Annotated in this window: 27 protein-coding genes, 1 rRNA gene and 1 pseudogene; 4 read left to right on the top strand and 25 right to left on the bottom strand. The window is 36.6% G+C overall.

All coding sequences use genetic code 11. From position 1 onward, the window contains the following. From BMY13_RS17830 to ectA, 5 genes are all read right to left on the bottom strand, one after another. Window positions 1-144: ribosomal RNA gene (locus BMY13_RS17830) — 16S ribosomal RNA — on the bottom strand; the annotation flags it as partial. A gap of 540 nt (window positions 145-684) precedes the next feature. Next, window positions 685-1,947, bottom strand: coding sequence for a SpoIID/LytB domain-containing protein (locus BMY13_RS17825; protein WP_092506291.1), 1,263 nt, complete (start codon window positions 1,945-1,947; stop codon window positions 685-687). A 219-nt stretch (window positions 1,948-2,166) separates the two neighbouring features. After that, on the bottom strand, window positions 2,167-2,553 hold the full coding sequence (locus BMY13_RS17820; RefSeq protein ID WP_092493931.1) for an ectoine synthase: 387 nt from the start codon (window positions 2,551-2,553) through the stop codon (window positions 2,167-2,169). Between the two features lie 42 nt (window positions 2,554-2,595). Next, window positions 2,596-3,876: a diaminobutyrate--2-oxoglutarate transaminase gene (gene ectB / locus BMY13_RS17815; RefSeq protein ID WP_092506283.1), complete on the bottom strand. Its 1,281-nt coding sequence runs from the start codon at window positions 3,874-3,876 to the stop codon at window positions 2,596-2,598. Between the two features lie 4 nt (window positions 3,877-3,880). Beyond that, a complete protein-coding gene (gene ectA, locus BMY13_RS17810) occupies window positions 3,881-4,450 on the bottom strand; it encodes a diaminobutyrate acetyltransferase (RefSeq protein WP_342729451.1) in 570 nt (189 codons plus the stop codon). A gap of 355 nt (window positions 4,451-4,805) precedes the next feature. Here ectA and BMY13_RS17805 point away from each other — a divergent pair, with 355 nt between their 5' ends. After that, on the top strand, window positions 4,806-6,038 hold the full coding sequence (locus tag BMY13_RS17805; protein WP_092506281.1) for a dicarboxylate/amino acid:cation symporter: 1,233 nt from the start codon (window positions 4,806-4,808) through the stop codon (window positions 6,036-6,038). 175 nt (window positions 6,039-6,213) lie between these two features. Here the strand turns inward: BMY13_RS17805 and BMY13_RS17800 are convergent, their stop codons facing one another. The 14 genes from BMY13_RS17800 to BMY13_RS17735 all read right to left on the bottom strand — a co-directional run bounded on the left by BMY13_RS17800 (window position 6,214) and on the right by BMY13_RS17735 (window position 15,747). After that, window positions 6,214-6,768: a TetR/AcrR family transcriptional regulator gene (locus tag BMY13_RS17800; protein WP_092493928.1), complete on the bottom strand. Its 555-nt coding sequence runs from the start codon at window positions 6,766-6,768 to the stop codon at window positions 6,214-6,216. 6 nt (window positions 6,769-6,774) lie between these two features. Further along, the gene (locus BMY13_RS17795; protein WP_092493927.1) at window positions 6,775-8,184 is read right to left on the bottom strand and encodes an efflux RND transporter permease subunit; all 1,410 of its coding nucleotides are present in this window, start codon (window positions 8,182-8,184) and stop codon (window positions 6,775-6,777) included. Next, on the bottom strand, window positions 8,177-9,319 hold the full coding sequence (locus tag BMY13_RS17790) for an MMPL family transporter (protein WP_245736153.1): 1,143 nt from the start codon (window positions 9,317-9,319) through the stop codon (window positions 8,177-8,179). Before BMY13_RS17790 ends, BMY13_RS17795 begins: the two co-directional genes overlap by 8 nt. A gap of 237 nt (window positions 9,320-9,556) precedes the next feature. Beyond that, entirely contained in the window at window positions 9,557-9,940 is a 384-nt protein-coding gene (locus BMY13_RS17785; protein ID WP_092493926.1) for a DUF302 domain-containing protein, read from the bottom strand. A gap of 255 nt (window positions 9,941-10,195) precedes the next feature. Then, entirely contained in the window at window positions 10,196-10,561 is a 366-nt protein-coding gene (locus BMY13_RS17780) for a rhodanese-like domain-containing protein (RefSeq protein ID WP_092493925.1), read from the bottom strand. 152 nt (window positions 10,562-10,713) lie between these two features. Beyond that, entirely contained in the window at window positions 10,714-11,499 is a 786-nt protein-coding gene (locus BMY13_RS17775; protein ID WP_092506279.1) for a sulfite exporter TauE/SafE family protein, read from the bottom strand. Window positions 11,500-11,544: 45 nt separating this feature from the next. After that, window positions 11,545-11,772: a sulfurtransferase TusA family protein gene (locus tag BMY13_RS17770; protein ID WP_092493923.1), complete on the bottom strand. Its 228-nt coding sequence runs from the start codon at window positions 11,770-11,772 to the stop codon at window positions 11,545-11,547. A gap of 20 nt (window positions 11,773-11,792) precedes the next feature. Beyond that, a complete protein-coding gene (locus tag BMY13_RS17765) occupies window positions 11,793-12,923 on the bottom strand; it encodes an MBL fold metallo-hydrolase (protein ID WP_092493922.1) in 1,131 nt (376 codons plus the stop codon). A gap of 21 nt (window positions 12,924-12,944) precedes the next feature. Further along, window positions 12,945-13,343 (bottom strand): DsrE/DsrF/DrsH-like family protein, encoded by a 399-nt coding sequence (locus BMY13_RS17760; RefSeq protein WP_092493921.1) that lies wholly within the window; start codon window positions 13,341-13,343, stop codon window positions 12,945-12,947. A gap of 21 nt (window positions 13,344-13,364) precedes the next feature. After that, window positions 13,365-13,937: a sulfurtransferase TusA family protein gene (locus BMY13_RS17755; protein ID WP_092493920.1), complete on the bottom strand. Its 573-nt coding sequence runs from the start codon at window positions 13,935-13,937 to the stop codon at window positions 13,365-13,367. Window positions 13,938-13,950: 13 nt separating this feature from the next. Continuing rightward, on the bottom strand, window positions 13,951-14,250 hold the full coding sequence (locus BMY13_RS17750; RefSeq protein WP_092493919.1) for a rhodanese-like domain-containing protein: 300 nt from the start codon (window positions 14,248-14,250) through the stop codon (window positions 13,951-13,953). Between the two features lie 253 nt (window positions 14,251-14,503). After that, window positions 14,504-14,983: a DsrE/DsrF/DrsH-like family protein gene (locus BMY13_RS17745; protein ID WP_092493918.1), complete on the bottom strand. Its 480-nt coding sequence runs from the start codon at window positions 14,981-14,983 to the stop codon at window positions 14,504-14,506. 145 nt (window positions 14,984-15,128) lie between these two features. After that, complete coding sequence (locus tag BMY13_RS17740; RefSeq protein WP_092493917.1) at window positions 15,129-15,389, bottom strand: metal-sensitive transcriptional regulator; 261 nt, start codon at window positions 15,387-15,389, stop codon at window positions 15,129-15,131. 19 nt (window positions 15,390-15,408) lie between these two features. Then, window positions 15,409-15,747 (bottom strand): rhodanese-like domain-containing protein, encoded by a 339-nt coding sequence (locus tag BMY13_RS17735; RefSeq protein WP_092493916.1) that lies wholly within the window; start codon window positions 15,745-15,747, stop codon window positions 15,409-15,411. Between the two features lie 191 nt (window positions 15,748-15,938). Here BMY13_RS17735 and BMY13_RS17730 point away from each other — a divergent pair, with 191 nt between their 5' ends. The 3 genes and pseudogenes from BMY13_RS17730 to BMY13_RS17720 all read left to right on the top strand — a co-directional run. After that, complete coding sequence (locus BMY13_RS17730) at window positions 15,939-16,481, top strand: sigma-70 family RNA polymerase sigma factor (protein ID WP_092506277.1); 543 nt, start codon at window positions 15,939-15,941, stop codon at window positions 16,479-16,481. Further along, window positions 16,474-17,631: a hypothetical protein gene (locus BMY13_RS17725; RefSeq protein WP_092506275.1), complete on the top strand. Its 1,158-nt coding sequence runs from the start codon at window positions 16,474-16,476 to the stop codon at window positions 17,629-17,631. Before BMY13_RS17730 ends, BMY13_RS17725 begins: the two co-directional genes overlap by 8 nt. 341 nt (window positions 17,632-17,972) lie before the next feature. Next, window positions 17,973-18,422 (top strand): annotated as a pseudogene (locus BMY13_RS17720) (nitric-oxide reductase large subunit); the annotation flags it as partial. Between the two features lie 122 nt (window positions 18,423-18,544). Here the strand turns inward: BMY13_RS17720 and BMY13_RS17715 are convergent. The 6 genes from BMY13_RS17715 to BMY13_RS17690 form a co-directional block, all read right to left on the bottom strand. Beyond that, window positions 18,545-20,377, bottom strand: coding sequence for a M6 family metalloprotease domain-containing protein (locus BMY13_RS17715; protein WP_092493912.1), 1,833 nt, complete (start codon window positions 20,375-20,377; stop codon window positions 18,545-18,547). Window positions 20,378-20,743: 366 nt separating this feature from the next. After that, the gene (locus BMY13_RS17710) at window positions 20,744-21,622 is read right to left on the bottom strand and encodes a glycine betaine ABC transporter substrate-binding protein (RefSeq protein ID WP_092493911.1); all 879 of its coding nucleotides are present in this window, start codon (window positions 21,620-21,622) and stop codon (window positions 20,744-20,746) included. A gap of 243 nt (window positions 21,623-21,865) precedes the next feature. Next, the gene (gene safA / locus BMY13_RS17705; protein ID WP_092506271.1) at window positions 21,866-22,474 is read right to left on the bottom strand and encodes a SafA/ExsA family spore coat assembly protein; all 609 of its coding nucleotides are present in this window, start codon (window positions 22,472-22,474) and stop codon (window positions 21,866-21,868) included. A gap of 292 nt (window positions 22,475-22,766) precedes the next feature. Next, complete coding sequence (locus tag BMY13_RS17700; RefSeq protein WP_092506269.1) at window positions 22,767-24,020, bottom strand: YeeE/YedE family protein; 1,254 nt, start codon at window positions 24,018-24,020, stop codon at window positions 22,767-22,769. A 162-nt stretch (window positions 24,021-24,182) separates the two neighbouring features. Further along, the gene (locus BMY13_RS17695) at window positions 24,183-24,803 is read right to left on the bottom strand and encodes an NUDIX hydrolase (RefSeq protein WP_092506267.1); all 621 of its coding nucleotides are present in this window, start codon (window positions 24,801-24,803) and stop codon (window positions 24,183-24,185) included. 128 nt (window positions 24,804-24,931) lie between these two features. Further along, entirely contained in the window at window positions 24,932-26,104 is a 1,173-nt protein-coding gene (locus BMY13_RS17690; RefSeq protein WP_092493907.1) for a hydroxymethylglutaryl-CoA synthase, read from the bottom strand. Between the last annotated feature and the right edge of the window lie 872 nt (window positions 26,105-26,976).

Genomic DNA, 26,976 nt, shown 5'->3' with positions numbered 1-26,976 from the left:
AGGTTGCCCACGTGTTACTCACCCGTCCGCCGCTCGTTCCACAAACTTCACCCCGAAGGGATCTGTCTGCTTCCCGCGCTCGACTTGCATGTATTAGGCACGCCGCCAGCGTTCGTCCTGAGCCAAGATCAAACTCTCCATAAAAGTTAGTTTGAATATGATTGACACCAATCAATCATCTATTGTCTTAGCTTTAAAAATTGAAATCAGGGTTTAAAAGTTTAACTTTTAACCTGTTTTCTTGACATACTGGTTGTTTTGTTCAGTTTTCAAGGAGCAAACTTCATTTCCGTCGCTCAAAATGGCGACTTTTTAAATATACCACATTAACATCAGAAATGTCAATAGATATTTTCTAATATATCCCGTTGCTTTTTTGCGCAACCCATTTAATATATCATTCTATCAATACGCTGTCAATAAGGAGTGTTAGCAGCTACATTTCTCTGCCGTCTAAGCAATAACAGTTAGCTACATTTTTTTCACAGCGAGATCAATATTACAGCTATTCATGAAAATAGTCAATAAGCTTCAAGAACTTTTTTTAGGTTTTTAGCTGTAAATTAATTCCATACCATTATGAAGGGATATACTTGATATCGATACATTCCGTACATTAAATTCTTTTCCCCTTATTATCTAATACTAAACCTATTAATCAAATTTATTATACCTCACCAATATCTAATCACTATTCATATCCGTAATCGACGTCCCTGGATAATAGAACTGAATAATTTCCTTGTAACTACTTCCTTTTTGTCCCATTATGTGTGCCCCCCATTGACTCATTCCTACACCATGACCAAAGCCCCTTCCATTCATCGTGTAAGTTCCTTCATTTTTTTCAAGTGAATCAATTAAATAACTCTTAAAAATAGTTCCACCAACTAATGGACGGATATGATCTATCGCTACATCATCAAGTACAAGCTGTTCGAATAGGATAGTTCCCTCCTGTAGCCTATGCAAAAACTCGATTGTAATCGATCCTTTTATCCTACGTTCAGATTCATGCCTTTTATTGGATAATTCAAAGTTAGGTATGGAGAGAATTTTAATATCCCCAGGATAACCATTTCGTTGCAGCCAGCCTTTCATCGATGATGTGATATCTTGATTCTTCTCCACAGTTTCCTTCCACCAGTGTGGGTTGTCCCAATTAATTGTGTTAAGTGGAATTTGTACTTCGTTCAGGTTGAACTCCCAAGGATGAATTGGATCGTATGGATCTTTTTTTACCGGGAAATATGGCAATGATTTCTCGCCCCATACATGCGCATTATTCTCAGTAATTCCTCCATTACTTGCAGAATAAAAAGCGTTAATTGGCTTATTCTTGTAGGTGATTACCTCACCACGTGTTTCTTCAACAGCTTTTGTAGTATTTTCATACCACGTATAACCACCATAGACCTGATAGCGAATTGTATCATCAATAATTTCCGATGTATGGGTGGCGGCATATGTCCTCGCCGCCAATGTTTGTGCCTTCAACGTTTCGAGTCCCCAGGAAGGGAAAACTTCATTTGGTACAACTCCCTTCAAGTAATCTTCAAGTGGCAGTTGATTAACGGGACGAATGAATTTTTTATCCTCTATCATAAATTCCATGGCTCCCAAATACGGCCTATCATTCACAGTGATACCATGATCATAACCATAAGCTTTTGGAATAAGGACTAAGGATTCCTTTATCTTCAGTTTTTTACCTGCACCCTCCAAAATAAAAAGATCGTTCTTTGTAACGGTTAAAGAATAATTCACTCCTTCTTGTAGTGATAACATAGGATCAAGCGTATGATATTCTCCTTTAAACTGAAATTTTAATTCTGATGTTTTATCAATATGATTTACAAGCTTCACTGTAATCATTTCCTCTGCAATCAGTGGCTTCGGAAATAAAGATATTAGAACTATCGCGAAAAATATTAGAAGGTATCTCATATCTTTATAATTCCAACGTGTAATGTGATTATTCAAAGCTTTATAAATCATTTAATTTCAAACAACTTCGTTAAACGGGTTCTACGAATTAAACCACCCTATACGTTGGATTACAAGCCTTAATGGTGAGTGCACAGTATTTAATTATACTCTCTTAACTGCAAAAAAAGGTAAGAAAACAGGACCAACCTGATTTCTTACCTTTATCAATTCTCTCTCTTATTCTGTTAGCAATGGATAATATCCTTCTTCGTTATGTGTCTCTGTTCCAACAAGTGGTGGGTTAAATACACATACCATGCGCATTTGTGTTCTGGCACGAAGTCTATGCTTTTCGTAATCATTCAAAAGATACATTGTTCCTGGTTTTAGCTGAAAGACATCACCAGTTTCTAAACTTTCAATTTCTCCTTCACCTTCTATACAATAAACTGCTTCAATATGATTTTTATACCAGAAGAAATTGTCTGTTCCTGCTTTTATAATTGTATCGTTCATACTAAAGCCGACTTTTTCTTTGCTTAAAATAAACCTGCGACTCGTCCAATTCTCTCCAGATGTTTCGTCTTTTGTTCCTTTTATATCTTCAAGTGATTTTACGATCATATCTAATTCCCCTTTAGCGTTGTTTATTTATTGCAGGTTAATCTATTTTGCAAGAACATGCTTTATGCTATCTTCAAGAATTCCCAATCCTTTTTCAAGTCCTTCTATATCAATAATAAGTGGTGGAAGGAATTTAATAACTTCATCATTTGGTCCTGAAGTCTCGACAATTAAGCCACGATTAAATGCTTCTGCACAAATATCATCTGCAAGTCCATCAACGTCGATGGCTATTCCCTGCATTAAACCTCTACCTCGTGGTTTACCTTTAAGTTCAGGATACTTATCTATAATCATTTCTACATTTTTACTTAAGAAGGCTGCTTTTTCCTGAACTGCTAAAGCAAAGTCATCTGTTTCCCAATTGGATAGTGCTTCGGTTGCTGCAATAAATGCAAGATTATTCCCACGGAACGTACCATTATGTTCTCCTGGGCCCCAATGCTTATCATACTCTGGTTTAATTAGCGTAATTGCCATTGGTAAACCGAATCCACCAATTGATTTTGAAAGACAGACAATATCAGGGTTTATCCCAGCAGGTTCGAAGCTAAAGAACGTACCTGTACGTCCGTTACCCGCTTGAACATCATCAATAATTAATAAAATGTCCCAGCGCTTGCATAACGTTTCTATTTTCTTCAGCCATTCCATTCTTGCAGCGTTGATGCCACCTTCACCTTGAACAGTTTCCAGAATAATTGCAGCTGGCAGTGCAACTCCGCTTCCGCTGTCTTCTAGAAATCTTTCCAGGTAAGCAATTGTATCTTGATCTTCCACATAATCATCAAATGGCATTGATACTGAATGATGCAACGGAACTCCTGCTCCATGACGCTTAAATGAATTCCCTGTTACAGAGAGTGACCCAATTGTCATTCCGTGAAATGCATTGGTGAAACTAATAACCGAATCTCGCCCAGTTACTTTCCTAGCAATTTTCAATGCACTCTCAACAGTATTGGTGCCGGTTGGTCCTGGAAACATTACTTTGTAATCAAGCTCGCGAGGTGTAAGAATTACTTCTTTGAAGCGTTCAAGAAATTCTTTCCTTGGGTTAGTTCCCATATCGAGGCTATGGATAATCCCATCATTACGAATGTATTCGATTACTTTTTCCTGCATGGTTTGGTCATTATGACCGTAATTAAGTGTACCTGCCCCTGCAAAAAAATCAATATATTCTATTCCATCTGTGTCCCACATTTTGTATCCTTTGGCCTTCTGGAAAATGGTTGGCCAACCTCGGCTATAACTTCTTACCGCAGATTCCAATTCTTCAAACGTTTTCATTTTCGCATCAGTAAGTTCTGCTGTTGCCATTTTATCATCCTTTTATAATTTTATTTTCTTCTTTAATTGGTCCAATCTTAAACAATAACTCATCTTCATGACCTTCCCGAGGAAAGTCGTCAGCTGAAAAATAATCATTTATTAAACAATTCGTTTCAAGTTTCATCGCAAGACCCTTAAATAAATGCTGAGATGGCGTATTTGATGGGGAGACTGTTGCTTCAACATAGGAAACTTCTTCACAAAATGTACGATTTAGTAATTGATACAACATCTTCGTTCCTAAACCTCTGCCACGCTCGGATTCATTTACAGCAACCTGCCAAATAAACAGTGTGTCCGGACTATCCGGATGAATAAATCCGGAAATAAAACCAACCGTTTCTCCTTCTCTGTCAGCCACAATTGATGTTTCAGAAAATAGTTCACACCACATCAGATAGCTGTAAGAAGAATTAAGATCAAGAACCCCAGTATCTTTAATCAGTTCCCAAACTGCCGCTCCATCATTTTTATCAGGCTTACGAAAATGAAATTCTGTTTTTATGTCATTTGGTATTGATATTTCACTAGTTCCGCCTTTATTGATGCTCTCACCTCCCAAAAATTTACTTACTATAATAGCTTATATTGAAACGACCGAAAATATCAAAACGATTTAACCGCTATTTAGCCTGTTTAAATGTTATTTACAACGATGTACACCATTTAGTTGCCATGAACTAATAGTAGCTATAAATTATTAAAGAATAAACCAAATTTTAAAGAATCTGGTGTAAAATACCAAATTATGTAACTGTTAACACAAAAAAATGCACATACTTAGAACAACTTTCCAATCATATTAACGTATTAACTCAATAGATTTATCATATTTATTAAATATGAATTTATAGGGTTGTTTATATAATCTTATTCGCAACAAATCATTGCCAATTTAATGAAGGAGGTATTTATTCATGGCAAAAACCGAAAAAATAGGGTTACTGCCGCAAATTCTAATTGCTTTTGTAGCTGCTATACTTGCGGGGGTTATTTTTGGGCCCGATATTAAGATTGTTCAGCCGTTAGGGGATCTGTTTTTACGTCTTATTCAATTTATTATCGTTCCTTTAGTTGCATCTTCCCTTATTGTAGGTGTCGCTAGCACTGGTAATATGAAAACACTTGGACGAATCGGTGGAAAAACAATCGGATACTATTTGGGTACAACACTCGTAGCAGTTACCATCGGCTTATTTGCCGGTTTGTTGTTTTCCCCGGGAACAGGAGTTGACATCTCCAATGCCGGAGAAATTCCTGAAGCAACTGAAACAGGCAGCATTACGGACATATTGCTCAACATTATACCAACTAATCCACTTGCCAGTTTATCAAGCGGGAATATTTTGCAGATCATTTTCTTTTCACTTTTCTTAGGTGTCGGGATAACAATGGTAGGGAAGAAAGCAGATCCAGTGTATCATTTCTTTGATGGACTTGCAGAAGTAATGTACAAAATTACCTGGGTTATCATGAAACTCATTCCTATTGGTATCTTCGGCTTGTTAGCACCGATTATTGGGGAGTACGGTCTATCAGTTTTGCTTCCATTAATTAAGTTAATTTCAGTTGTGGCAATCGCCTGTATCGTACATGCACTGGTTACGTATTCCGTTGCTGTTAAAACGCTTGGAAAAATGAATCCAATACAGTTTTTTAAAGGAATTGCACCAGCCAGTCTGGTAGCATTCAGTACACAAAGCAGTTCAGGTACATTACCTGTCACAATAAAATGTACCGAAGACAATTTAGGCGTTTCAAAAAAGATATCAAGTTTCATATTACCGTTAGGTGCAACGATTAATATGGATGGTACATCACTTTATTTGAGTGTTGCAACACTGTTCACAGCACAAGCATTTGGAGTTGAATTATCCATTGGACAAATGTTAATGGTAGTTCTAATTGCAACACTTGGTTCAATTGGTACAGCCGGAGTACCTGGAGCTGGCTTAGTTATGCTTGTGCTTGTCCTAACTGCAGTAAACTTACCTCTGGAAGCTATTGCACTAATTGCCGGAGTCGATCGTTTCATGGATATGTTCCGGACCGCAACAAATATCACAGGAGACGCAGCAGGAGCTTTTATTATCGGAAAATCCGAAAATGAGGCTGATCAGGATTTTGATTCACGCACAGCAGCTAGCTAATTAATATTAAGAGACGCATTAATTATTCATGCGTCTCTTAATATTTAATTCACTTATATTCCAGCTTTACCCCAACGTGCTCACAGCATTTCGATAATACTCTTCTCCAACATTCTATTTTATTGATGGTGGTATATTATCGTAACCTCTCAAACTAATTCATTTCCATACATACTTATATACTAGCAAGAATGGATTGCGCATGCTTTTTAGCAATGGTATGCTTCTTTTCTTCAGTTAACTTATAAAAGTCACCATCATTCGGTAGAGCCACATAGCTCAAAAACACGCCTCCAAGCTGTCTTGTGCAAAAATCAGTGTCAACATTCTCTCCTTCAAAATGATGATCCAAACCTTTTTTTAAACTGGTGAAAATAATCGTCGGAAGATTGATTTCCTCAGGTAAATTTCCTCGTAGGCTTTCCGAAATAAGCATTTTTACCAAATCAGTATTTTTTGACAACACCTCAAGCCTATTTTCTATTACACTTGTTAGAAATGCTTCTGTATCATTTTTTTTCGCAAGTTCCATAACGTGTGAACCAAACTGCTTCTCCAATACATTTTTAATGACCGTAATAAATAAATTCTGTTTGGTGGAAAACTTTCGATATAACGTTACTTCAGCTACATTTGCCTCATTTGCGATTTCCTGTGTGGTGGCTTGCAGTCCTTTTTTTATAAAGACAGTACCGGCCGCTTTCAGTATCTGTTCTGTTTTATCACGCAATATAATTCACCCCTCGTTCATCCGTATATACTTTATTTTCACAAAACGATCTAAAACAATCAAGATAGAGGGCATCACAAAGATTGTTGAAATCAATGCAAGGGATATATTAATTAACGTCATCAAACCAAAATTATTTAAAATAACAAAATCAGATGCAAGCAATGAACTAAATCCACCAATCGTTGTAAATGCTGATGCAATAATTCCCTTACCTATTTTCTTATTTGCAATTCCAATTGCAGTTTTGCTATTTTTTCCACTTTCTCTTTCCTCATAATACCTTTCCATAATTAGCACGGTAAATTCTGTTCCTATTCCTATGATTAGCGCACCTAAAGTAGAGGTTAATGGTGTATAATCTATGTTTAATAAATACATCGCCAACCCTGACCAACCAACAATTAAAATTATTGGAAGTAGGGGTATAAACGCTTTTACGGGTTGCCGATAAACCATTAACAACCCTAAAAACACAAGCCCCATGCCTAATAAAGTCATTTGATACCTTCCCGTTGTTAATCCTTCAATCATTGCTACGTCCAACACTGACTTCCCAGTGATTATTTGTTCAACACCTGCTGTTTCATTTTTTTCCAAATAACGTTCTAATTCAGAAATAAATGTTTGAAGCTGTCCTGTTTCCAAATGCTTTATTTCAACTGTAATAACACCCTTCGTCCAATCATCATTGAGAAACAATTTAAGCTGATCTTTAGAAATATCTGCTAATTCATCTTTAAATTCCTCTCCTTGAACTAGTTGACCATTATTCATTTGCTTGACAACACTTGTAATGGATCGAGTACTCACCACTACATTCGGAAATTCGGTTTTTATAGAACTGGTCATATTATCCACCCAAATGATTTCCTCATCAGTGATTACGTAATCACCCTGATAAACAATTGAGACCTGATCAGTTGCCCCCATGATATCTCTTAGAGAATGTATGTCCTTTAACTCTTGGGTATCCTGTGGCATGAAGGTTTCAACGTCAGTTTCCACACCAGCATCCAGATCAACCCATATCCCAAAGGCTGCCGTCATAAAAGCTAGTACAATGATAATCCATCGTAACGCTAAAAGTTTTTTGGTCCAAATTTCGAAAACTCTCTCTATTATAGATAATTTTTTCGTTTTCTGCTTATGTTTCTTTCTCACCTGTTTTGTTGGAAAAAAATAATCACGTGTAAAAAGTATCGGAATTAATAAAAATACACTTAACAAAAAACTAACAATCATCCCTACTGTTAACATTTTTCCAAAGTCTTGAACCATAGGAACCGGAGAAGTATACAATGCTAAAAATCCTAATGCAGTAGCGACTAACGCAGTAAATACAGCTGGGAGCATTTTTTTAACACTCTGTTTCAAGCTGTGGATCGCTTTTTCTTGTTTAGTATTGTTACTCATCGTAATCCCCTTTCTCGAATCGCATTTCCTCAGAATATCGGTTTTGGAACTGAATTGCATAGTCGATACCAAGTCCGATTAAAATTGGAAAAACAGCCATAGATACCATTGTAATTGGAATAGACAGCCACCCCATCAAACCGACTGAACCTATAACTGCAATTAAAATAATCCCTAAAGGCAGTAAACGCCACCTAACTTTAAACACAAAAAATAGTACAATAACCATTAAAATTATCGAGAGCATCATCATTTTTTGCATGCTATCCTTCATCGAGGAACGAATTGCTGCATCAAGAACTGGTTTGCCAGAGACCATTGTTTTTAGGGAAGCACGTTCATGAGAATCCAAATAGGAATTAATTGTATCGATGACCTCACTTTTTACACTATCATCCGCTTTTCCACCAAATTTAACGATCATTAGCATGTATTTATCATCGATTACAACTTCATTAAACATTGGACGGAGATTTCCGTCATCATATATCATCTTATTTAAAGTTTCTTGTTTTTTAGGCAATGTCGCATCCATCGTGTCCGAATAATTATAAATGTAAGATATGTTTTTGCTAAAAGATTCAAGTTTTTTGTCCATACCTGTAAGGACTTTGCCAAATTCATTTAAACTCGTACCTTGTTTCTTCTGATTCCCTTTTGACTGAGCAATTGCTTGGTCATTATCTTGGGGGAACCGTCCCAACCTATTCCCCACCTCCAAAAGCTTTGTTCCTACTTGATCCAATCCATCGATTGTTTTTGAAATACCATCTTTATACTTCTCAGACTGTTGTTCAGAAAGCTGCTCAACAAGCGTTACAGGGCTGATTAGGCTATATATATACTTATTCGTTATTAACTCATCTTCCAATTCCTTCATATGCGCCAAATTAACTGGAGTTAACGGAGTTTCAGATTCATAAACAACGACGATCGACTCTCCACCGAATTCTTCCTCAAGCATTTGATTCTCTTGATATAAAGTTGTTTTACTATCCACTAACGTGTCATTACCTGTTGACATATAAACATTTTGAATACCCAATAAAAATAAAAAAATAATAATGATGGATATAAGAATTAACTTTATTGGGTATTTCCGCAATAAACTTACTAAAATATTTAAAGGTTTCACAAGATCTCCCCTATAATCATTTAATGTATGTTAGTAATTACTAACATACATATTATAATGTTTTTTATTTCTTGTCAAGATCACTTGCTTATAAATAAGGTGTCAGATTACAAAATTGAAAAGAGTAAAATTAACTTGCGATAATGGGACTTGAAACGTGGATGATAATAAAATAGAACGACAAAGGTTTTGGGATTCAACCTCTATCGTTCTAATTGATGTTTTCTGTTAATAATGTTAAATGCTTTTGTCAATACTTGATATCATTCTATTTTCGATATCACGGGCTATTTCATTAAGGGACTCATCTTCAACCATTTGGATTAATGCAGTTGGCTTTGGCATACCAATTTTCGTCATTCCAGCATCTTCATAAACGACAATTTTACATGGCAAAAAATAACCTACCAGCTGATTTTGTGATAACACTCGTTGCGCTTCTTCTGGATTACAAACCTCTAGAACTTGAAAAGGCTGATTAAATTCAAACCCCTTTTTCTGCAATGTGTCTTTAACATCAAATTGCCAGAGCACTCCGAATTTTTCTTCCTTCAAGCTTTGTTCAAGTGATTGGATAGCTTCCTCTAATGATTTGGTTGTTTCAACTGTATAATGAAACATAATAGTCATCTCCTTTTAAATAGCTCGTTAATTTTATTTAAGCTGACTTTCCCAATAGTTCATTTCCACCAACCATATCCTCTGCTTCGAAACCAAATGCACTAACGTATTTATGCTCTGCCTTTTTCAAAGCAGATGGTGGCTGGCACGCTGCAATCAGACGGGTATCTTAGCCGCCAGGAATATCGACTTTTTTGCCCTTAAGTCGGTTACTACCTCATGAAATGTGAATTGATTTGCCATTTGCCGTTCTTTCTATACCCAGGCCCCCATGCCACCTTTTACATTATTCACTTTCTCAAATCCCTTTTTCTTTAGAATTTTAGACGCCTTCATACTTCTCATTCCACTTTGGCAAATCACAACTACTTCTTTGCTTTTATCTAAATCCGCTGATTTGTTTGCCAGTTCGGATAATGGAATGTTCTTGAAAGGCTTTCGATGATTCGCTTTGTATTCACCTGGTGTTCTCACATCAATAAACTGCGCACCATTTTTTTCGCTGAATTTATTTTTTGCTTCTTGCGTCGTGATATTTGAAATACCCTTAGCAGGCATAAAACGACTCAATATAAACCAGGCTGCACCAATAATTATTATCCATTGAATAATCATTTCCATACGACAATTCCCCCTAAAATGAAAACCAATCATGAGAGATTGGTTTTCTATTAACAAAACTTTTTTATTAAGGCTGTTTTCTGCAGGTTTGTTGCTACTACTTATTAGTTTTAATTGCTTGGAAAAAGCAACAATTTTGCAGAAAACTGCCATTAACTAAAAATATCTAACCAGATTTTTATAGCTGTTCCTAAAATGAGAATAGCTAAAGTCCATTGTAGAATTTTTGTATTTACTTTTTGTCCGAATTTCGCTCCAAGTGGTGATGCTATTAGGCTTGCTACGATCATAATAATAGCTGGTATAAATAAAACCTGACCAGTCAGCAATTTACCTGTTGTCGAACCAATTGAAGAGATAAATGTAATTGCTAATGATGTCGCAATCGTCATCCTAGTTGGTATTTTTAGGATGATCAGCATAATCGGAACTAGGATAAATGCACCTGCTGCACCGACAATACCTGCTCCTACTCCTACGATCAATGCCAGAGATGCTGCTAACCATTTGTTAAACGTAACTTGATCAAATGGTATATCATCAAGTCCTTTTTTCGGCACAAACATCATAATAGCAGCAATTGTCGCTAATAAGCCATAAACTAGATTAATACCCGCATCTGTCATGAATTGGGATCCATACCCACCAATAAAGCTACCAATTAAAATACTGATTCCCATGTAAATAATCAACTTTTTATTTAAATAGCCACCTTTACGGTATGCCCAAACACCACCGATCGTGGCAAATAGAACCTGAACGGCACTTATACCAGCGACTTCATGAGCAGTAAATGTAGTTAGACCTATCATTGCTGGGATATATAATAGCATAGGATATTTAATGATGGATCCACCGATTCCAACCATACCTGAAACGAAAGAACCGACAAACCCAATAAGAAAGATTGTTACTAAAAATATAATACTGTATTCCATACTTTATCCCCCTAATAAGAGGGGACCCATGGTAATGGGTCTCCTTTATCCTTTTTTAATCCAAAATTTGAGTACATCGTCTTCTTCTGTATCTTTTAGTAATTCATGGCCACCAGATTTTGCCCATGCAGTTAAGTCGCTTTTAGCTCCTTTATCAGTTGCATGAACCTCTAAAACTTCACCTGTATTAATATCCTTTATTGCTTTTTTTGTCTTCACAATCGGCATTGGACATGCCATTCCTTTTGCATCTAAAAATTTTGCTGATTCCATTATTATTTCCTCCTTTTTAATTATCCTTGAACCGCACAACGGTTTGGTCCAATTTCCATTTCTCTTTGTTTTTCGTTTTCAGGTGTTATTTTACCCATATTTGTTTTACGAATATCTTCATAAGCGTTTGGCTGTGGCGGAAGGTTTTCCGTCACCATTTTTCTAAATTCATTCTCATCCTCTACTTGTAAACCTTCATTATACTGATAAAGATTTCCCAAACGAGCTGATACACTACCGTCATCCCCTAGTTCTTCTGCAAATGAGTAGTGTGCAGGTAACACAATTAAATCATCAGAAAGCTCTTTGTAACGGCTATAAAGCGTATTTCGAAGATCTCCTACCCAATCTTCTGCTTTTCCTGCTAAGTCAGGTCGACCAATTGATTTCACAAATAGAATATCTCCTGTTAACAAGTACTTATCGTCTATAATGAGAGAAGTACTTCCAAGCGTGTGTCCAGGCGAATAAACTGGTTGTACTTTAACGGTTGTATTTCCAACGACTATATCATTACCTTCTTCAAGTGCAGCATAGTCAAATGTAACTTCCTCCGCATCTTTTGGAGGCAGGTGATAAGTTCCATCCATTTTTTCTGCTAACTCACGACCACCAGAAATATGATCGGCGTGTAAGTGAGTATCAATTAGGTGTTTAATCTGCACACCCTCTTCATCCGCAAATTTTTCATAATTATTAATCATTCGGTTTGAATCCACAATTGCTGCTTCACCATTGGATTCAATAAAGTACGATAAGCACCCTTTACCTAGACGGACAAATTGATAAAGACTTCCACCATCTTTTAAGTCAGCAATTTTAACTGGTTCTAAATGCTCGCTCCATGCTTTCATTCCACCTTCAAGATCATACACATTGGTGAAACCTTCTTCTTCCATCATCTCAGCTATCATCTGTGATGATCCGCCTTTTGCACAGACAACGATAATCTCCTGATCCTTATTAAGTTTGTCAGCAACAGGATCTAAACCGTCTAACAAATTAAAATACGGTTCATTTATTACTTCTACTTTTCCGCCTTCAATTTTCCAGTCATCAAATTCATCTGTATTACGAACGTCTAAAATTAACGTTTCCTCATGATTAACAACTTTCTTTGCTAGTTCTTTTGTTGTCATTGTTTGTGACATAATACTTTTCCCCTCCTAAAATTAAAATGTTAATGTTATATTTGCATCCTTTGCATAATCGATAAATGAAGCAGCACCGCCAACTTCTATCCCCTCAATAAATGCATCTTTTTCTAGGTTCATAACATCCATTGTCATTTGACATGCAATTAACTTGATACCCATTTCCTGGGCGATACTTACAAGTTCCTCAATAGAAGGAACATTTGCTTGCTCAAATCCTTCTTGGAAATGCTCTTTACCTTCTGGAAGCGGCAAGTTTTTATGTCCTTCCTTATGAATTAAATTTAACCCTTCAAACGTAAAGAAAATTCCTACCTCTTCGTCTGAAGCTGCAGCTGCTGTAGCTACGTTAAATACCTTATAAGCGTCAAATAAACTTCCGTTTGCAGCAATAATTGCTACTTTTGCATTAGCCATTTAAAATTCCTCCAATTTATTTTAGTTATTTTTTTCAGTTGAACCTTCCCATTTGGACATTCCTGGTACAACATTTTTTACATTTTTATATCCTTTTTCAGTTAGTTTTTGGGCTGCTAAATCACTGCGGTTTCCTGTACGGCAAACCACATGCAGTTCTTTATCCTTAGCTAACTCTTCAAATCTTTCTTCAAGTTCCCCAAGGGGTATATTTAAAGCGCCAGGAATATGTCCAAAAGCAAATTCTGCCGGCTCACGTACATCCAAAATTGCAATATCCTCATTGCCATCTACTTTACTGCGAAGTTCTTCCAAATCTGTAATTTCCTCATGTTTTGTTTCTTCTTTCGCTTCTGCCTCATCTGCCTTTCGCAGATAGTGCTTCAATACTTCTTCTTCTTCAACTGTGCCAAGATAATGATGACCTGTACTCTCTGCCCAAGCTTTAATATCAGCAGTAGACCCTTTATCAGTTGCTTGCACTTCCATCACTTGACCAGGTTCTAAGTTTGTAATAGCTTTCTTTGTTTTAACAATTGGCATTGGACAAGCCAACCCTTTTGCGTCTAACGTTTCATTTGCTGTAATAGTCATGTTAACTCCTCCTTTATTTCTCTACTTCATCTTTCCAATCAAGCATTCCGCCTGCAACGTTCGTTACATCATATCCTTGTTCTTTTAGAAACCCACTTGCTTTACCACTTCTTCCCCCGGAACGGCACACCATATAATGATGTTTATTTTTGTCAATTTCATCTAATCTTTCCGGGATTTGACCAAGCGGTATATGGGTTGCACCTGGTATTTTCCCTTGAGCTACCTCATCATCTTCTCGCACATCGATAATACTTATTTTCTCTTCATCTTTTAATTTCTTTGCTAAATCTTTCGTTGTAATTTCCTTCATTATTTTCCCCTCCAATTTGTTATATTTCTATATTCCCCTGCTAGTATAAAATTATAATTCATACCTAACGGGGTATATTTAAGGCCAAAAAAAATTCATAAAAACCTAATGAGTGACTGTTCCACCCATTTGGAACCGTGTTTGGGTTCTCATAACCCTGATCACCAAATTTGAACTGTGTTCTTGGAGAAATCTTATCGCCAATCCTTAGTTGCACTTATGCAGTAAGAAATGATTTATACTTTTTTAACTCCTATATGAATAAACTTACGTTTCCATCTTCTGCCTCACCAATATATGCTGCTACTCCTCCATATTCAATTTCATCAAGTAATTCATCTTTTTGGAGTCCAAGCAAATCCATTGTCATGGTACATGCAATTAGTTTTACATCCTGTTCCTGTGCCATTTCCACTAATTGTGGCAGTGGCATTGCGTTGTGCTTTTTCATTACATTTTTAATCATCTTTTGGCCCATTCCTAAATAGTTCATCTTGGAAAGACCCATTTTATCAGCGCCTCTTGGCATCATTTTCCCAAACATCTTTTCCATTAAACCTTTTTTAACTGGAACCTGATTCTCTTTACGAAGTGCATTAAGTCCCCAAAAAGTATGGAATATAGTTACTTCGTGGTCATACGCAGCGGCACCATTCGCTATGATGTATGCTGCCATCGCTTTATCATAATCACCACTAAACAAAACAATTGTTGTTTTTTTCTGATCTGACATTCCGCATTCTCCTTTTTAAATTAAAATTAATTCAAATACACATACCTGTATGGGTATTTTTACATTTTTAAAAAAAGGGTTAACCTTTTTGCTTAACCCAATTAGTATAGTAATAGACTTTAAAACAATTGTCAACCTCTGCTGTTTATCTACTTTTAACAAGTAAGTTAACTGCTTCTTTAATAAGGTCTTCTGATGTTTCTCCATCTTCCTTTTCCTCACGAATGCATTGTTCAAGATTTGTGCTGACGACTAATGCTGCACTACGATCTATCGCACTTCTAACAGCCGACATTTGAGTTACGACATCACGGCATTCCTTTTCTTCTTCCATCATTTTCAATAAACCTCGAACTTGCCCCTCAATACGCTTCATTCTATTTTTCATTTGATCATCATATTTCATTTTAACGACACTCCTTCCGTTAATCTTTTACCACATGATACCCTACAACACGTTTGCCTTTGTTTCGCAGAATTCTTGTACTTACATTTTTACCTACAAAGTCTGAAGCAATTACAACAATGTTTTTATCTGGAATATCATGAAAATGCCGATTTAAATATGGCACTGGAATGCTATACGCTTGTTCTATTATATCATTAAACGAATCTTGGAAATCTCTTGTGTCGACTATTGCTACATCCTCTTTAGTATAGGATACATAATTTAGGTCCATTTTGCCAATCCCAAAGACCGGCATATACCTATGGTAGAGAAACAACAAGAGAAAAGTTATTATTATAATAAGTGCTATACTCATTGCTTTCCCCTTTCAAATTTTATCAAATCAATTTTAATAATATACCCGTGCAGGTATTTTGTCAATAACTAAATTTGCAGAAGAAAAACTGCCAAGCAGAAGCTCTGCAAAAAAATAAGGAAAAATTAACTTAAAAGCAGACCTTAGCTCGATCCCTATCGTTAATAATGTAGGAAAGGAGAGATGAGCAGGTGACCGAGGATACGAATAATACAACTAACCTTACTCGTGATCAAGCAATTGAATTCATCATGGATCATTATGGTGAAGCCGTCAAACGAATAATTTATTCATATGTTAAAAGTCACCACACGACCGATGATTTATTTCAGGAAGTGCTAATTCTTATCTATAGAAAATGGGAAAAATATGATGGACGATCTCAATTAATAACTTGGGTAATACGAATTGCCATCAATCGCTGCAAAGACTATTTGCGATCACCGCTCCATCGCATCAAACTCGTAAAAGATCATTGGCTCGATCAAAAGGATTATCAAGATGCAGAAATGACAGTTATTCAACAAGAACAATGGGATGAGATAGCAGAAGCAATACTAAACTTACCCATCAAGAATAGAGAAGTAATGATCTTAATGTTTCAGCAAAACATGTCCCTCAAGGAAATTGCCGAAGTCACAGGTGCTCCTGTTTCAACAATTAAAACTCGAATGCAGCGAGCCAAAAGCCTATTAAAAAAACATGTCAGTGAGGAGGAATGGACCCTTGAATAAAAATAATCTTAAAAAGTCCCTTGACCGGAAAATAGGCGAAAAACCTCTATTTACCAATGCGGACCGGGAGCGCTTTTATGAATGGAAACAAAATGCAAATCATAAAAAGAGACGATTTACCGCTTTCCCAAAAGTAGTTTCAGCATTATTCTTTATTTGCTTGGTTAGTGGATTTATTTATTATGCAGGTTCAGATAATCCTTTTCAACAGCCCTTACCTCCTGAACAATCTGCTGACAAAGAAAACCAGGAGCAAAATGAGAGTAACAATCCAATCGATTACTCCTCAAAAGTTAATCCACGTTCTGAGGAAATAAAAGAGGACTTCAGTTATGACTTAACTTTACAGGAAGCCAAATCATTATTTGGAAAGTACGGTGAAGGACTAACATACGATAAAACAAACAAATCAACTGGTAAAACTAATTTAACCAGTGAGTTCGTTTATTTCAAGTCAGATGAATTTGATCATATGAAAAACATGTCTATTGGGAAAGAAGATTTTCAACAGGGAAACCTTGGAATCCTATTTCAAATTACCTGGAAGAACGAAAACGAGTTGCAATCAGCGATGCTCACTTATTTATCCAAAAACGGGGAACGTATCGTAACTGAAAAGTTTACTTCCTATGGGTACTTTGAAGGTAAAGACCAAGAGCGGGTGCAACTGAAATACACACTTGATATGCAAGGATTAGTATTGGAATCCATAGGTGAATCCATTAATAAAAACCCAGAGAGTTTAACGAAAGATGACCTTCAGGAAGTAGAAACATTAAAAATAGATGCTTCTGAATCAAGCGGTATCTATGATGTAAAAGGAAATCTTGAACACTTTAGTTCCATGTCACAATTAACGTCGTTAACATTAAATCAAGCTATCATTCCTGAACATCTTTTGGAAGTAATTCCAAACCTGGATAATATGACATTTATTGGCCCGACCCTTAACGATTTAAGTTCCGTTTCAGCTAGCTTAGACAAAATCACCTATTTAGACATTAAAGAAAGTTCCTTTAGAGGAAATGCTGAAGATATTATGGAACTCGAAAATTTAGAAATTGTAATACTGGACAAATCGACCGTGACAGACTGGGAAAAACTTGAACAGAACGGAATTACAGTACTGGAAAACCCTCCTTCAAATTAGAAAACTTGGCTAATCGTTAAAGGAGTTCTTTTATAAAGACGTAATTTGGCTTACTTAGAACCCCCTATACTTTGGAGTACAAGTAACTGCCTAGAGAAAACAGTGATGACAGATAAGTTCATCGCTGTTTTTTTATTTTCTGCTAACCCATGTGAACAAATCTTTACAATCACTCTGATGGCGAACATTTCTCAATAAAAAATTGACCCCGTCAACGTTTTCCAATTTGAAATATACGATATTGGAACCAAGGAGATGCTCCCTATAGATAAATTAGGAGATACAAATAAAGCTCTAGCAGCAACGATATTTGTGAACAAACTCACAAAATGAGAGGATTGATGGAAATGGCTTCAAACAGGGGAAAACAAACGAATAGACCGACTACAGTCAATGGTCTTCTTAAGTCAGTAACTGTTGTTACACTATTACTGAGTTTTACCGCCTTGATTGTCGGCGGCTACTGGATTTTCGAAAACAAGGCTCCTACCCCATTGGAGGTTGTCGCACCTGACGGGGAGATAGTAATGACAGAATACACAATTAAAGGTGGTCAAGCTGTTTTTCAAAAATATGGACTGATGGACTACGGAACTGTTCTTGGAAATGGATCTTATATGGGTCCTGATTACACAGCAGAAGCATTGAAAGTCTACACAGAAAGTGTTCAGGAATTCCATGCAGAAAAGAAATACAATAAACCTTTCGGTGAACTTGCATCTGATGAAAAAGCAATTATTAAAGAAAATGTTATTAAGGAAATTCGGAAATACACCCGAAAAAGCATTACCTGATGATGAATCCGAAGTTTGAACAAAGCGCAAGCGCCCGCTATACTAAGAGGAGCCATGTTGCTTCTTAACTGCAAATAAAAACAAAACCGGGAAATGTATTCCCGGTTTGTTTTATACATTTATTTGGCTTCATTACTTTCATAATAGAAATCAGCAGTAATCGAACCATCTTCATTTTCTTGAATATTAGTTACATGGATTCCGCTATCTGCTGGAACATTACTATTATCCTTCCAGAAATAGTAGGAACCTGTGTGAACATTTTTAGAATTCGGTGTCAGTTTATCGCCAGTTTTCAGGAAGTCACCAGCATCACCACGATTTTCATATTTCTCAAGATCATAGTTCCCATCTGCTTGAAGAACAGATAGACCATAGTGCGTTACAATTGTTCCATCACTTGCTGTACTTGATTGGTTATACTGGAATCGTTTATTCTTCCAATTTTCCACATTGTTGGGACGGAATCCGGCAGTTTGGTATAGATTGATGATATTCTCATCAACATGCCATGCTACAAGTCCGTTCGAATCTTTACCTTGACGAATTAATCCTTCATTAAAACCACTTTGCTGAATGTTCTCAAACAAGAAGTATTCTGTACCATTCGAACCTGGAACTTCCATTTTCACAACACCATTATCTGCATCTGCCTCATCAATTGATGGTAGTGTAATAGTTTGCGTTGCATCCTCTGGTGTTACTTCAATTGGTTCTATCCAATTCAAGAAAATTTTAGAGAATGGATCAAAATGCGTTGGTGAGTTCCCTGAGTATGCAGCAGCATCTGGATAACGCATCCACGATCCACCTGCCATCATAGAGTAATTCCCTACACCTTCTGAAGAATATGCAGTGTCATAGAAGTCAGGTAATCCTAATGCATGACCAAATTCATGTGCGTAAACACCTGGTTGTGCAGGAAATGGTCCTGTTTTTGAAGCTTCGTCATAGCCTCCTGTTTCAAGGTTATAACCTGCAACGTTCCCGCCAATTTCAGGTTGAATATTGTAATTGTTTACTACCACGCCATCATAAGTCATATCTTCTTCTATAGTTTTGTCTATCCATTCATTATATTCCATACCCTCATACTGTGGTGCGGGTACTCCTGTCTCATAGTACTTACCATAATAAAGTGCACTGAGTACACTCCATTTATGCGACCAGATTTGTGCCGGATCTCTACTGAACTCTGCACCGGTTCCTTCATGGATGATAAATACGTTAGGAACCTCCCCATCCTCAGCATACTTACTAAAATCAACATCACTATCAGCAGATTTTAAAGCGTCTCGAACAAACTCACCCATATGGGCATCACCATTCGCATTACCTAGAAGATACTCTCCACCATCAGCATATGTCCCTTCCTGATCTAAATAATAGGAGGCCCCTTTAGGTAGTTCTACCCATGCATAATCCGTATCTTCCAATCTAACTAATTCTACATTACCATAGCTGGATTCTTTATAGGCATTTTGCATCGTCTTATCCGTTGGTGCTTCTTTTCCATTAAATTCAGCATATTGCTCAAACTGTGGTAATTCATAAGGATTATATGAGTCGCCGAAAATCAAATCCTTAAAATATTTAGCATCAACTTGCCCTTCTGGATCCCCTACTGGTTCATCGCCTTCCTTGAATTTAGCCAGTATTACTAGCATTGGAACTTCGCCTTCTGATTCTTGGTAGGCTACATGATTATCACCAGCTTGTTGAAACTTTGTACCGTTGTTTAACTTTTCAGCAGGGTCCGTCTTAGATAAATTCACCCCTAACTCCTTTGCCTTTTCTGCAAGATCTGGTGATGCTCCAATCTTATCGACCAAACTTAAATTAAAGTCTGCAGCTTTCTTTGGTTGTGGATCAACTTGTTCAGAATTACTTGAAAAAGCAAAACTTCCAATTAAAGTTGCAGATAATGCTAAAGCGGATAATTTCTTAAACAATAGATTTCCTCCTTTAAAATAATTGCTATACAGCCTATTTATATAGTACAACCTTCCTATAATTTATTCGATGGGTAAAAAGTAGTATTATTTAGACAATTTTCTATTATTCGACATCTTAATTTTACAATATATGTTTAGAACACTTGGCATCTGTTAAAGGGATTCCTATGAAAGCGTATTTTTATTTTCTTAGATCCCCTTATATGAATCGTGTGTCTTACTTAACTGCAAATAAAAGAAGATATAATTCTCTAATAGATTCCTGCCATTACCTTTTTAAATGTAAATAAAAATAGGATAGACAAGGCATAATTTGCCATATCTATCCTGTTCTATATATTCTTATTTAAATATTGTCCAGCTTTATTTCTCCAACCACTTATTAACTTTGCCTTGATTTTCTTCTACCCAGGTTTCGGCTAATTCTTCAGGTGTTTTACCTTCCGTATCAATCTCCATTATCCACTGCTCAACTTGATTCAGTGTCAGTTTCATGTTAGAAAATAATGTATAAGCTGTAGGCGATTGTTTTTTCAGATCAGACGTAACACCTACTTGAACATCATCAAGCTTCCATACATTTTTGGGGTCATCTAAAAATTTAATGTCCATTCTCACGAACATCGGATGAGGACGCCACGCATTAAAGACAATTCCTTCTTTATCCTTCATTACACTTTCAGCTTGAGCAAGCATTGCTGCTGTACTGCTATTTTTTATTTCAAAATCATTCATGTCATAAGCTTCAACCATTTTCTTTGTTGTATCTGCCATACCACTGCCTGGATCAATTGCATAAACTTTTTTATCAAATTTTTCCTTATACTTATTTAAATCCGCAATTGAATTCACATCTTCCATATATGTAGGGACAGCAACTCCAATTGGCATATCTGAGTAAAGTGTTCCTGCAATGTCAAATTGGCCTTCGTATTCCTTTAAATAGGAACTTTGTAAATTCGGTGACCAAATATCTATAAATGCATCAATTTCTTCATTGGCTAGTGCTTCATATAATATACCAATCTGACCTTCCTCGATTTTCACTTCATATCCTTCTTGTTCCAAGATTTCCTTAGAAAGATATGCAGGTACAGTAGCATAATCATATGGATCTAACCCAATTGATATTGTTTTTTGTTCTTCTTCATTTTCGTTATTCTTGTTATCTTGACTTTCTTGTTGATCCCCATTACATGCTGTTAACACAAGAATAAAGGTCAGACTTAAAAAAAGGATCATTCTTTTTGCTGAATTAATAATTATACTCACTCTTTCGTTTATATTATTTTAAGTACGGTTTTAATTCCACCTCCTTCTAATATCCTCTACGCACTTCGAATAATATAATAACACAATCTAAATCGCTTTCAAAAATTTTTTAGACATATTATTAATAGTAAAATTCTTAAGATAAACTCTATTTTCTCGCAAAAAAACCCGTGAACTCTTTTGTAGAATTCACGGATTAAACAATAATTACCATTATTTTTTGATAAACATTTGAGTCCAGTGGCGACCATCTTCCACGTACCCTACGCCAATGTGTGTGAAATCATCACTTAAGATGTTTGCTCTGTGTCCAGAACTATTCATCCACCCGTTAACAACTTCTTCGGCAGACGCATGGCCCCTTGCAATGTTTTCCCCTGCTGAGTTATAGGAGATTCCAAAGTCTTTCATCATTGTAAATGGTGAACCATAAGTTGGGCTATCGTGGCTAAAGTATCCAACATTATTCATATCTCTAGATTTATACTTCGCTACTCTGGCAAGCTCCCAATCATATTTCAATGCAGGTAAACCTGCTTCTGCTCTTTCTTTATTTACTAATCTAATAACTTCCTGTTCTTGATTATGCTCATCATTTACCACTATATTAATTTGCTGTCCTGGATAAATTAAATCGGGGTTTGAAAGTTGAGGATTTGCTTCAATCAGCTCACTTACCCCTGTAGTAGTTTTTAAAGCAATTTTCCAAAGGGTATCACCAGGTTCCACAGTATATGAATCTGCTGCCATTGTAGTAGCAGGAAATAGTAAAGCTAATGACAAGGTCGATATAATAGCAATTTTACTAATCTTGTTAATCATGAAAAACATCCTTTCTTTTAGTTATATTGCTAGAATAAAGAGTTTTAGAGATTTAGTCATTACTAAATATTTGGAAAGTTTATTACAATATAATTACACTTATCAAGAAAGTTAATAAAACACTATTAGAACACGCTTGGCGAAAGCTGCTATTGTAATACAATAGAAAAATACTAAACTTTTTTATGTTGAAAAACTTGTATCCATTAAAGAAATTATATGAAAGCATTTACTTTCTTAACTACCAAAAAATCACCATGCAAATAACTCACATGGTGATACTAATAACAAATTAACAAAAAGAATCTTTTGATTTAGGTACTGACAAACCAAACAATGGTCTGAGATATAGGGCTACAAAGGTTCCAGCTAATGCCAGGATTCCCCAAATGTATCCGTGAAGACTGAATGATGCAATTCCGCCAAAGTATGCGCCAATATTACAACCGAATGCGAGACGAGCGCCATAGCCTAACATCAACCCTCCTATTACAGCCGCGGCAACATTTTTACTGTTTATTTTTGTAAATTTGAAAAGCCCACCCGCTGCTGAAGCAAGAAATGCCCCTAAAATAACACCTAGATTCAATACAGTGGTTGAGTCCATAAAAATCGATGACTCGAGTACAGCGGCATTTGCGCTTTGCCAATATCCCCAGCTAGCTACATCGTTCCCTAGAAATTGTGCTACTTTAGAACCCCATAATGCGAAAGCAGAAGTAACACCCCATGGCGCACCTCGAGTCATTAATGTTATCGCATTAAGAACCGCCAATGCAATTGCTGCTGCGAACAATGGCCAGGATCCACGTAAAAGTCTCTTCCAGCCTGTTGTTGACGGAACAGATGCCATTTTAGGCGCTTTTTTCTTTTTTTCCACAACCAAGGTAAGCCAAGAAATCAAACCAAACAACGCAATCGATAAGATCCAGGCACCTCCGTAACCTAGCCCTGTAGATGTTGCCAGTGAAATAGGTTCAAAGGCCGGTAATTCTTGCGTCCAAAATGGTAAGTGATAGGCTCCGATTGTAGAACCAATAATAAAAAATAAAAGTGTTACGAACATAACAGTGCGGCCACCACCAACAGCATAAAGCGTACCAGAAGCACACCCTCCTCCAAGCTGCATACCTATTCCGAACATGAAGGCACCAACAAAGAGACTAACGCCAACTGGTGCTACGTATCCAGCAACATCTCCTCCAAAGAACGAATAACCAAATGCTAAAATTGGAGCAAATAATGTAACTGCAACAGCTAACATTAGCATATGTGAACGTAACGCCTTCCCATTTCCAACAGACATAAGCCTGCGAAATGCTGATGTAAAACCAAAGCGAGCATGAAACAGCGTATATCCAAGCAACAGGCCAATTACAAGTAGTAATGGCTGAACAATATTTTGCGTAACCATAAGATAAATCATTAAGATAGCCCCAACGATCAGCCCCCCAATTATTAGTGGCATTTGAGGATTATTTAATTCAGTACTATTCTGTTGTACTGGATCTTTTACTTCATCAATGGGCTGAACTTTAGTTACCATTTAAAACATCCTTTCCTTATAAAATTAGTAGGAATTACTCCATAATAACCACTAATCATTTTAGTGTCAACGAAAATTTGGCCAAAAAAAACCCCAATCAAGACTCCATTTAATGAAATCTATTTATCGGGGTAAATAACGCTTTTATTATAGAAATATTAATTATACATCCTGAATAATTGCAGTGAAATGGGATATAATCTTTGCAGTCAGACCCCATATGACTTTTTTCTCATAGGTATAGAAGTATTCATCAATCTTCCCGCTGCGCCAATTATAATTACGGCCACCAACAATTAGTTCATAAGGAAAATTTTCCTCAGGTTCAATACCTATGTTCACTCGATGAATTTCCGGCTCCGTTTCCATGAAAAATTTCAGTGGGACCATAAAAACTTCTTCTACTTCTGAAGGATTTGGTTCGATATGATCGGTCCTTCCAAGGAAACCTGCATATGGATAAACAATCATTCCAAACGGAGAAACAAGATAATCTAATGGATGAACCTCTGAAATGTCAGTCCTATTAATACCCAGCTCTTCTGTTGTCTCCCTGATAGCAGCATCCTGTTCTGTTTGATCCTGGTCATCAAGCCTTCCCCCGGGAAAACAAATTTCTCCTGGCTGCCTTTTTAAAGAATGTGAACGGACTTCAAATAAGACATTAATTCCGTCATCCTTCTCAACAAGTGGTATAAGTACTGCAAATTTTGAAAAGCCTTCACTTCCAAGGATTTTAGGTGTATGTTCTTTCACTCTAGTGAAGATTGCATTTGCATCCATATATTCACCTCAAAACTTTGTATATATTTCCCACCGAGATAATAGTTTAATAATACCATTAAATTACAATACTCCCAAAACCGAATAACTCCGGGAAGCATATATCCACCCAGAGTTCCGCATTAGTTCTATTTAACCTTATTGACATATTGCCGTTTATTATCTTTCAAACCTGACAAACAAATCGATGCCGGGTCGTTATTAATATCCAAGTTGATGGTTGATCCGTCAGTTGGCAGCGTCTGCTGGAAGATTTCCTCATATTCCGAAACGGTTACTTCTTTTCTTGCAGAAAATAAATCATTATGATTTCCCGCATATAAGTGCTCTCTGTAATTTGGCTGCAAAATACCGGTGAAGAACTCCCCAACTGCCCCGGAACCATAGCTGAATAACCCAATTCTTGATCCAGCTGCCAAATCATCCTTTTGTTCAAGAAGAGACAGAAAACTTAAGTATAACGAAGCCGTATAAATATTTCCTACATTCCTGTTATAGCTTGTACTGATTTTGTAGTTTGCTACTAGTCGTTCTTTCACATCTTCCGTTCCCTCATCCAAAACAGTTCTTAACGCTTTAAGCCCCATTTTTGTATATGGAAGGTGGAAACAAATGGCCTCAAAGTCATTTAGTTTCAGACCCGTCTTCGTCTTGTACTGCTCCCATACCTTGGAGAAGAATGAAATATACTGTTCATTGGACAATTTTCCGTCAACAAAAGCTTTGTCTGAATAGACGGGACGCCAAAAGTCCATAATATCAGAGGTGAAATAAACACTCTGATCTTCAAGAGCCATAATGTTAGGATCTGCACTAACTACTATAGCAACTGCTCCAGCCCCTTGAGTTGCCTCTCCTGGCGTATCCAAACCATACCTTGCAATATCTGAACCCAATACCAATACCTTGCTCTCGGGATTTAATGCAATGTGTCCTTTTGCCATTTGAAGACCAGCTGTAGCTCCATAACAAGCCTGTTTTACTTCGATAACACGAGCATATGGATTTAACCCTAATAAGTCATGAACATAAACGCCCGCTGATTTGGAGCTGTCAATGCCTGACTCGGTACCAAAAATAACAAAGTCAATCGTTTCCTTATCTTTCGCATCCAAAATTTCCAATGCGGCATTTGCTGCTAACGTAACTGGATCCTGCGTGATTGGAGGTATTGACATCTTTTCCTGACCAATACCAATTGTAAATTTCTCAGGCTCCACATTTCTGCTGACAGCCAGTTTGTTCATATCAACATATAAATGAGGTGCATAAAAACCTATTTTATCAATCCCTATTTTCACGATGAGTACTCCTTTACTTACCTATATTAGAAAACTTGGCTTTCGCCAACCTAATGGCAAAAGCCTTAGTTCACTTATGCAGTAAGATAGTTTTTATACTTTCTTAACTGCTAAAATCAGGCCACAAAATTTACGTAAGGTGGCTAATCACATTTTACTATAAATAATATAAGAATTAAATTTTCTTGATGCTGAGAAACTCAATTTATTATTAAGTATTCTACTCAATCTGTAATTTAATATATATTTGTTGTTATATGAATGAGAGATCAGTTACCGAATCAAAGAGAATCAAAAGGTGAATAACAGAATATGAACCCGACAAATCAGCAAGACGGATTCTAGTTCGATTATTCGATTATGTCTATATAATTGTGTAAAAAGAAAGGACACCATAAGTCCTCGTATTACAATGTTTTCAACCACGAAAATAATGTAGAGGAGGAATTTATGATGTCCCAAGTTAATTTTACACTAGGTTTTGAGAAACTTAAAGGTGAGGTGCTAGACTCCGGTTTAAACGATGTTGTCAAGACCTCATTGGTACACATACTGAACCAATACTGGAAACAGAGCGGCATCAGTTTATCCAACCAAGCTCGCATGAACGCACTTTTAGGCCTCGTTCCGCTAAGGGAATAATATTAATGGAATATGAGGTTTAAACAGACAATTAGTGGAACGAGAGCTTTTTAGAGGATAACGGAATGAGATTCATCAAATCAGCAAAGTGAATCCCTCAATCCACTACCAGGGACGTTATTTAATAGAAATACCCATTTTTAAGTCAATACATGTTTGATAAGGTCCACTGTGTCCGCATATCCGCACAATAGCACTTTTTATCGAAATAGCGGATCGTATGTCCACTT

The organism is Virgibacillus subterraneus (assembly GCF_900110695.1).
In the GTDB taxonomy this organism is placed as follows: Bacteria; Bacillota; Bacilli; order Bacillales; family Amphibacillaceae; genus Lentibacillus; species Lentibacillus subterraneus.
This window is presented reverse-complemented; position numbering and strand designations above follow the sequence as displayed.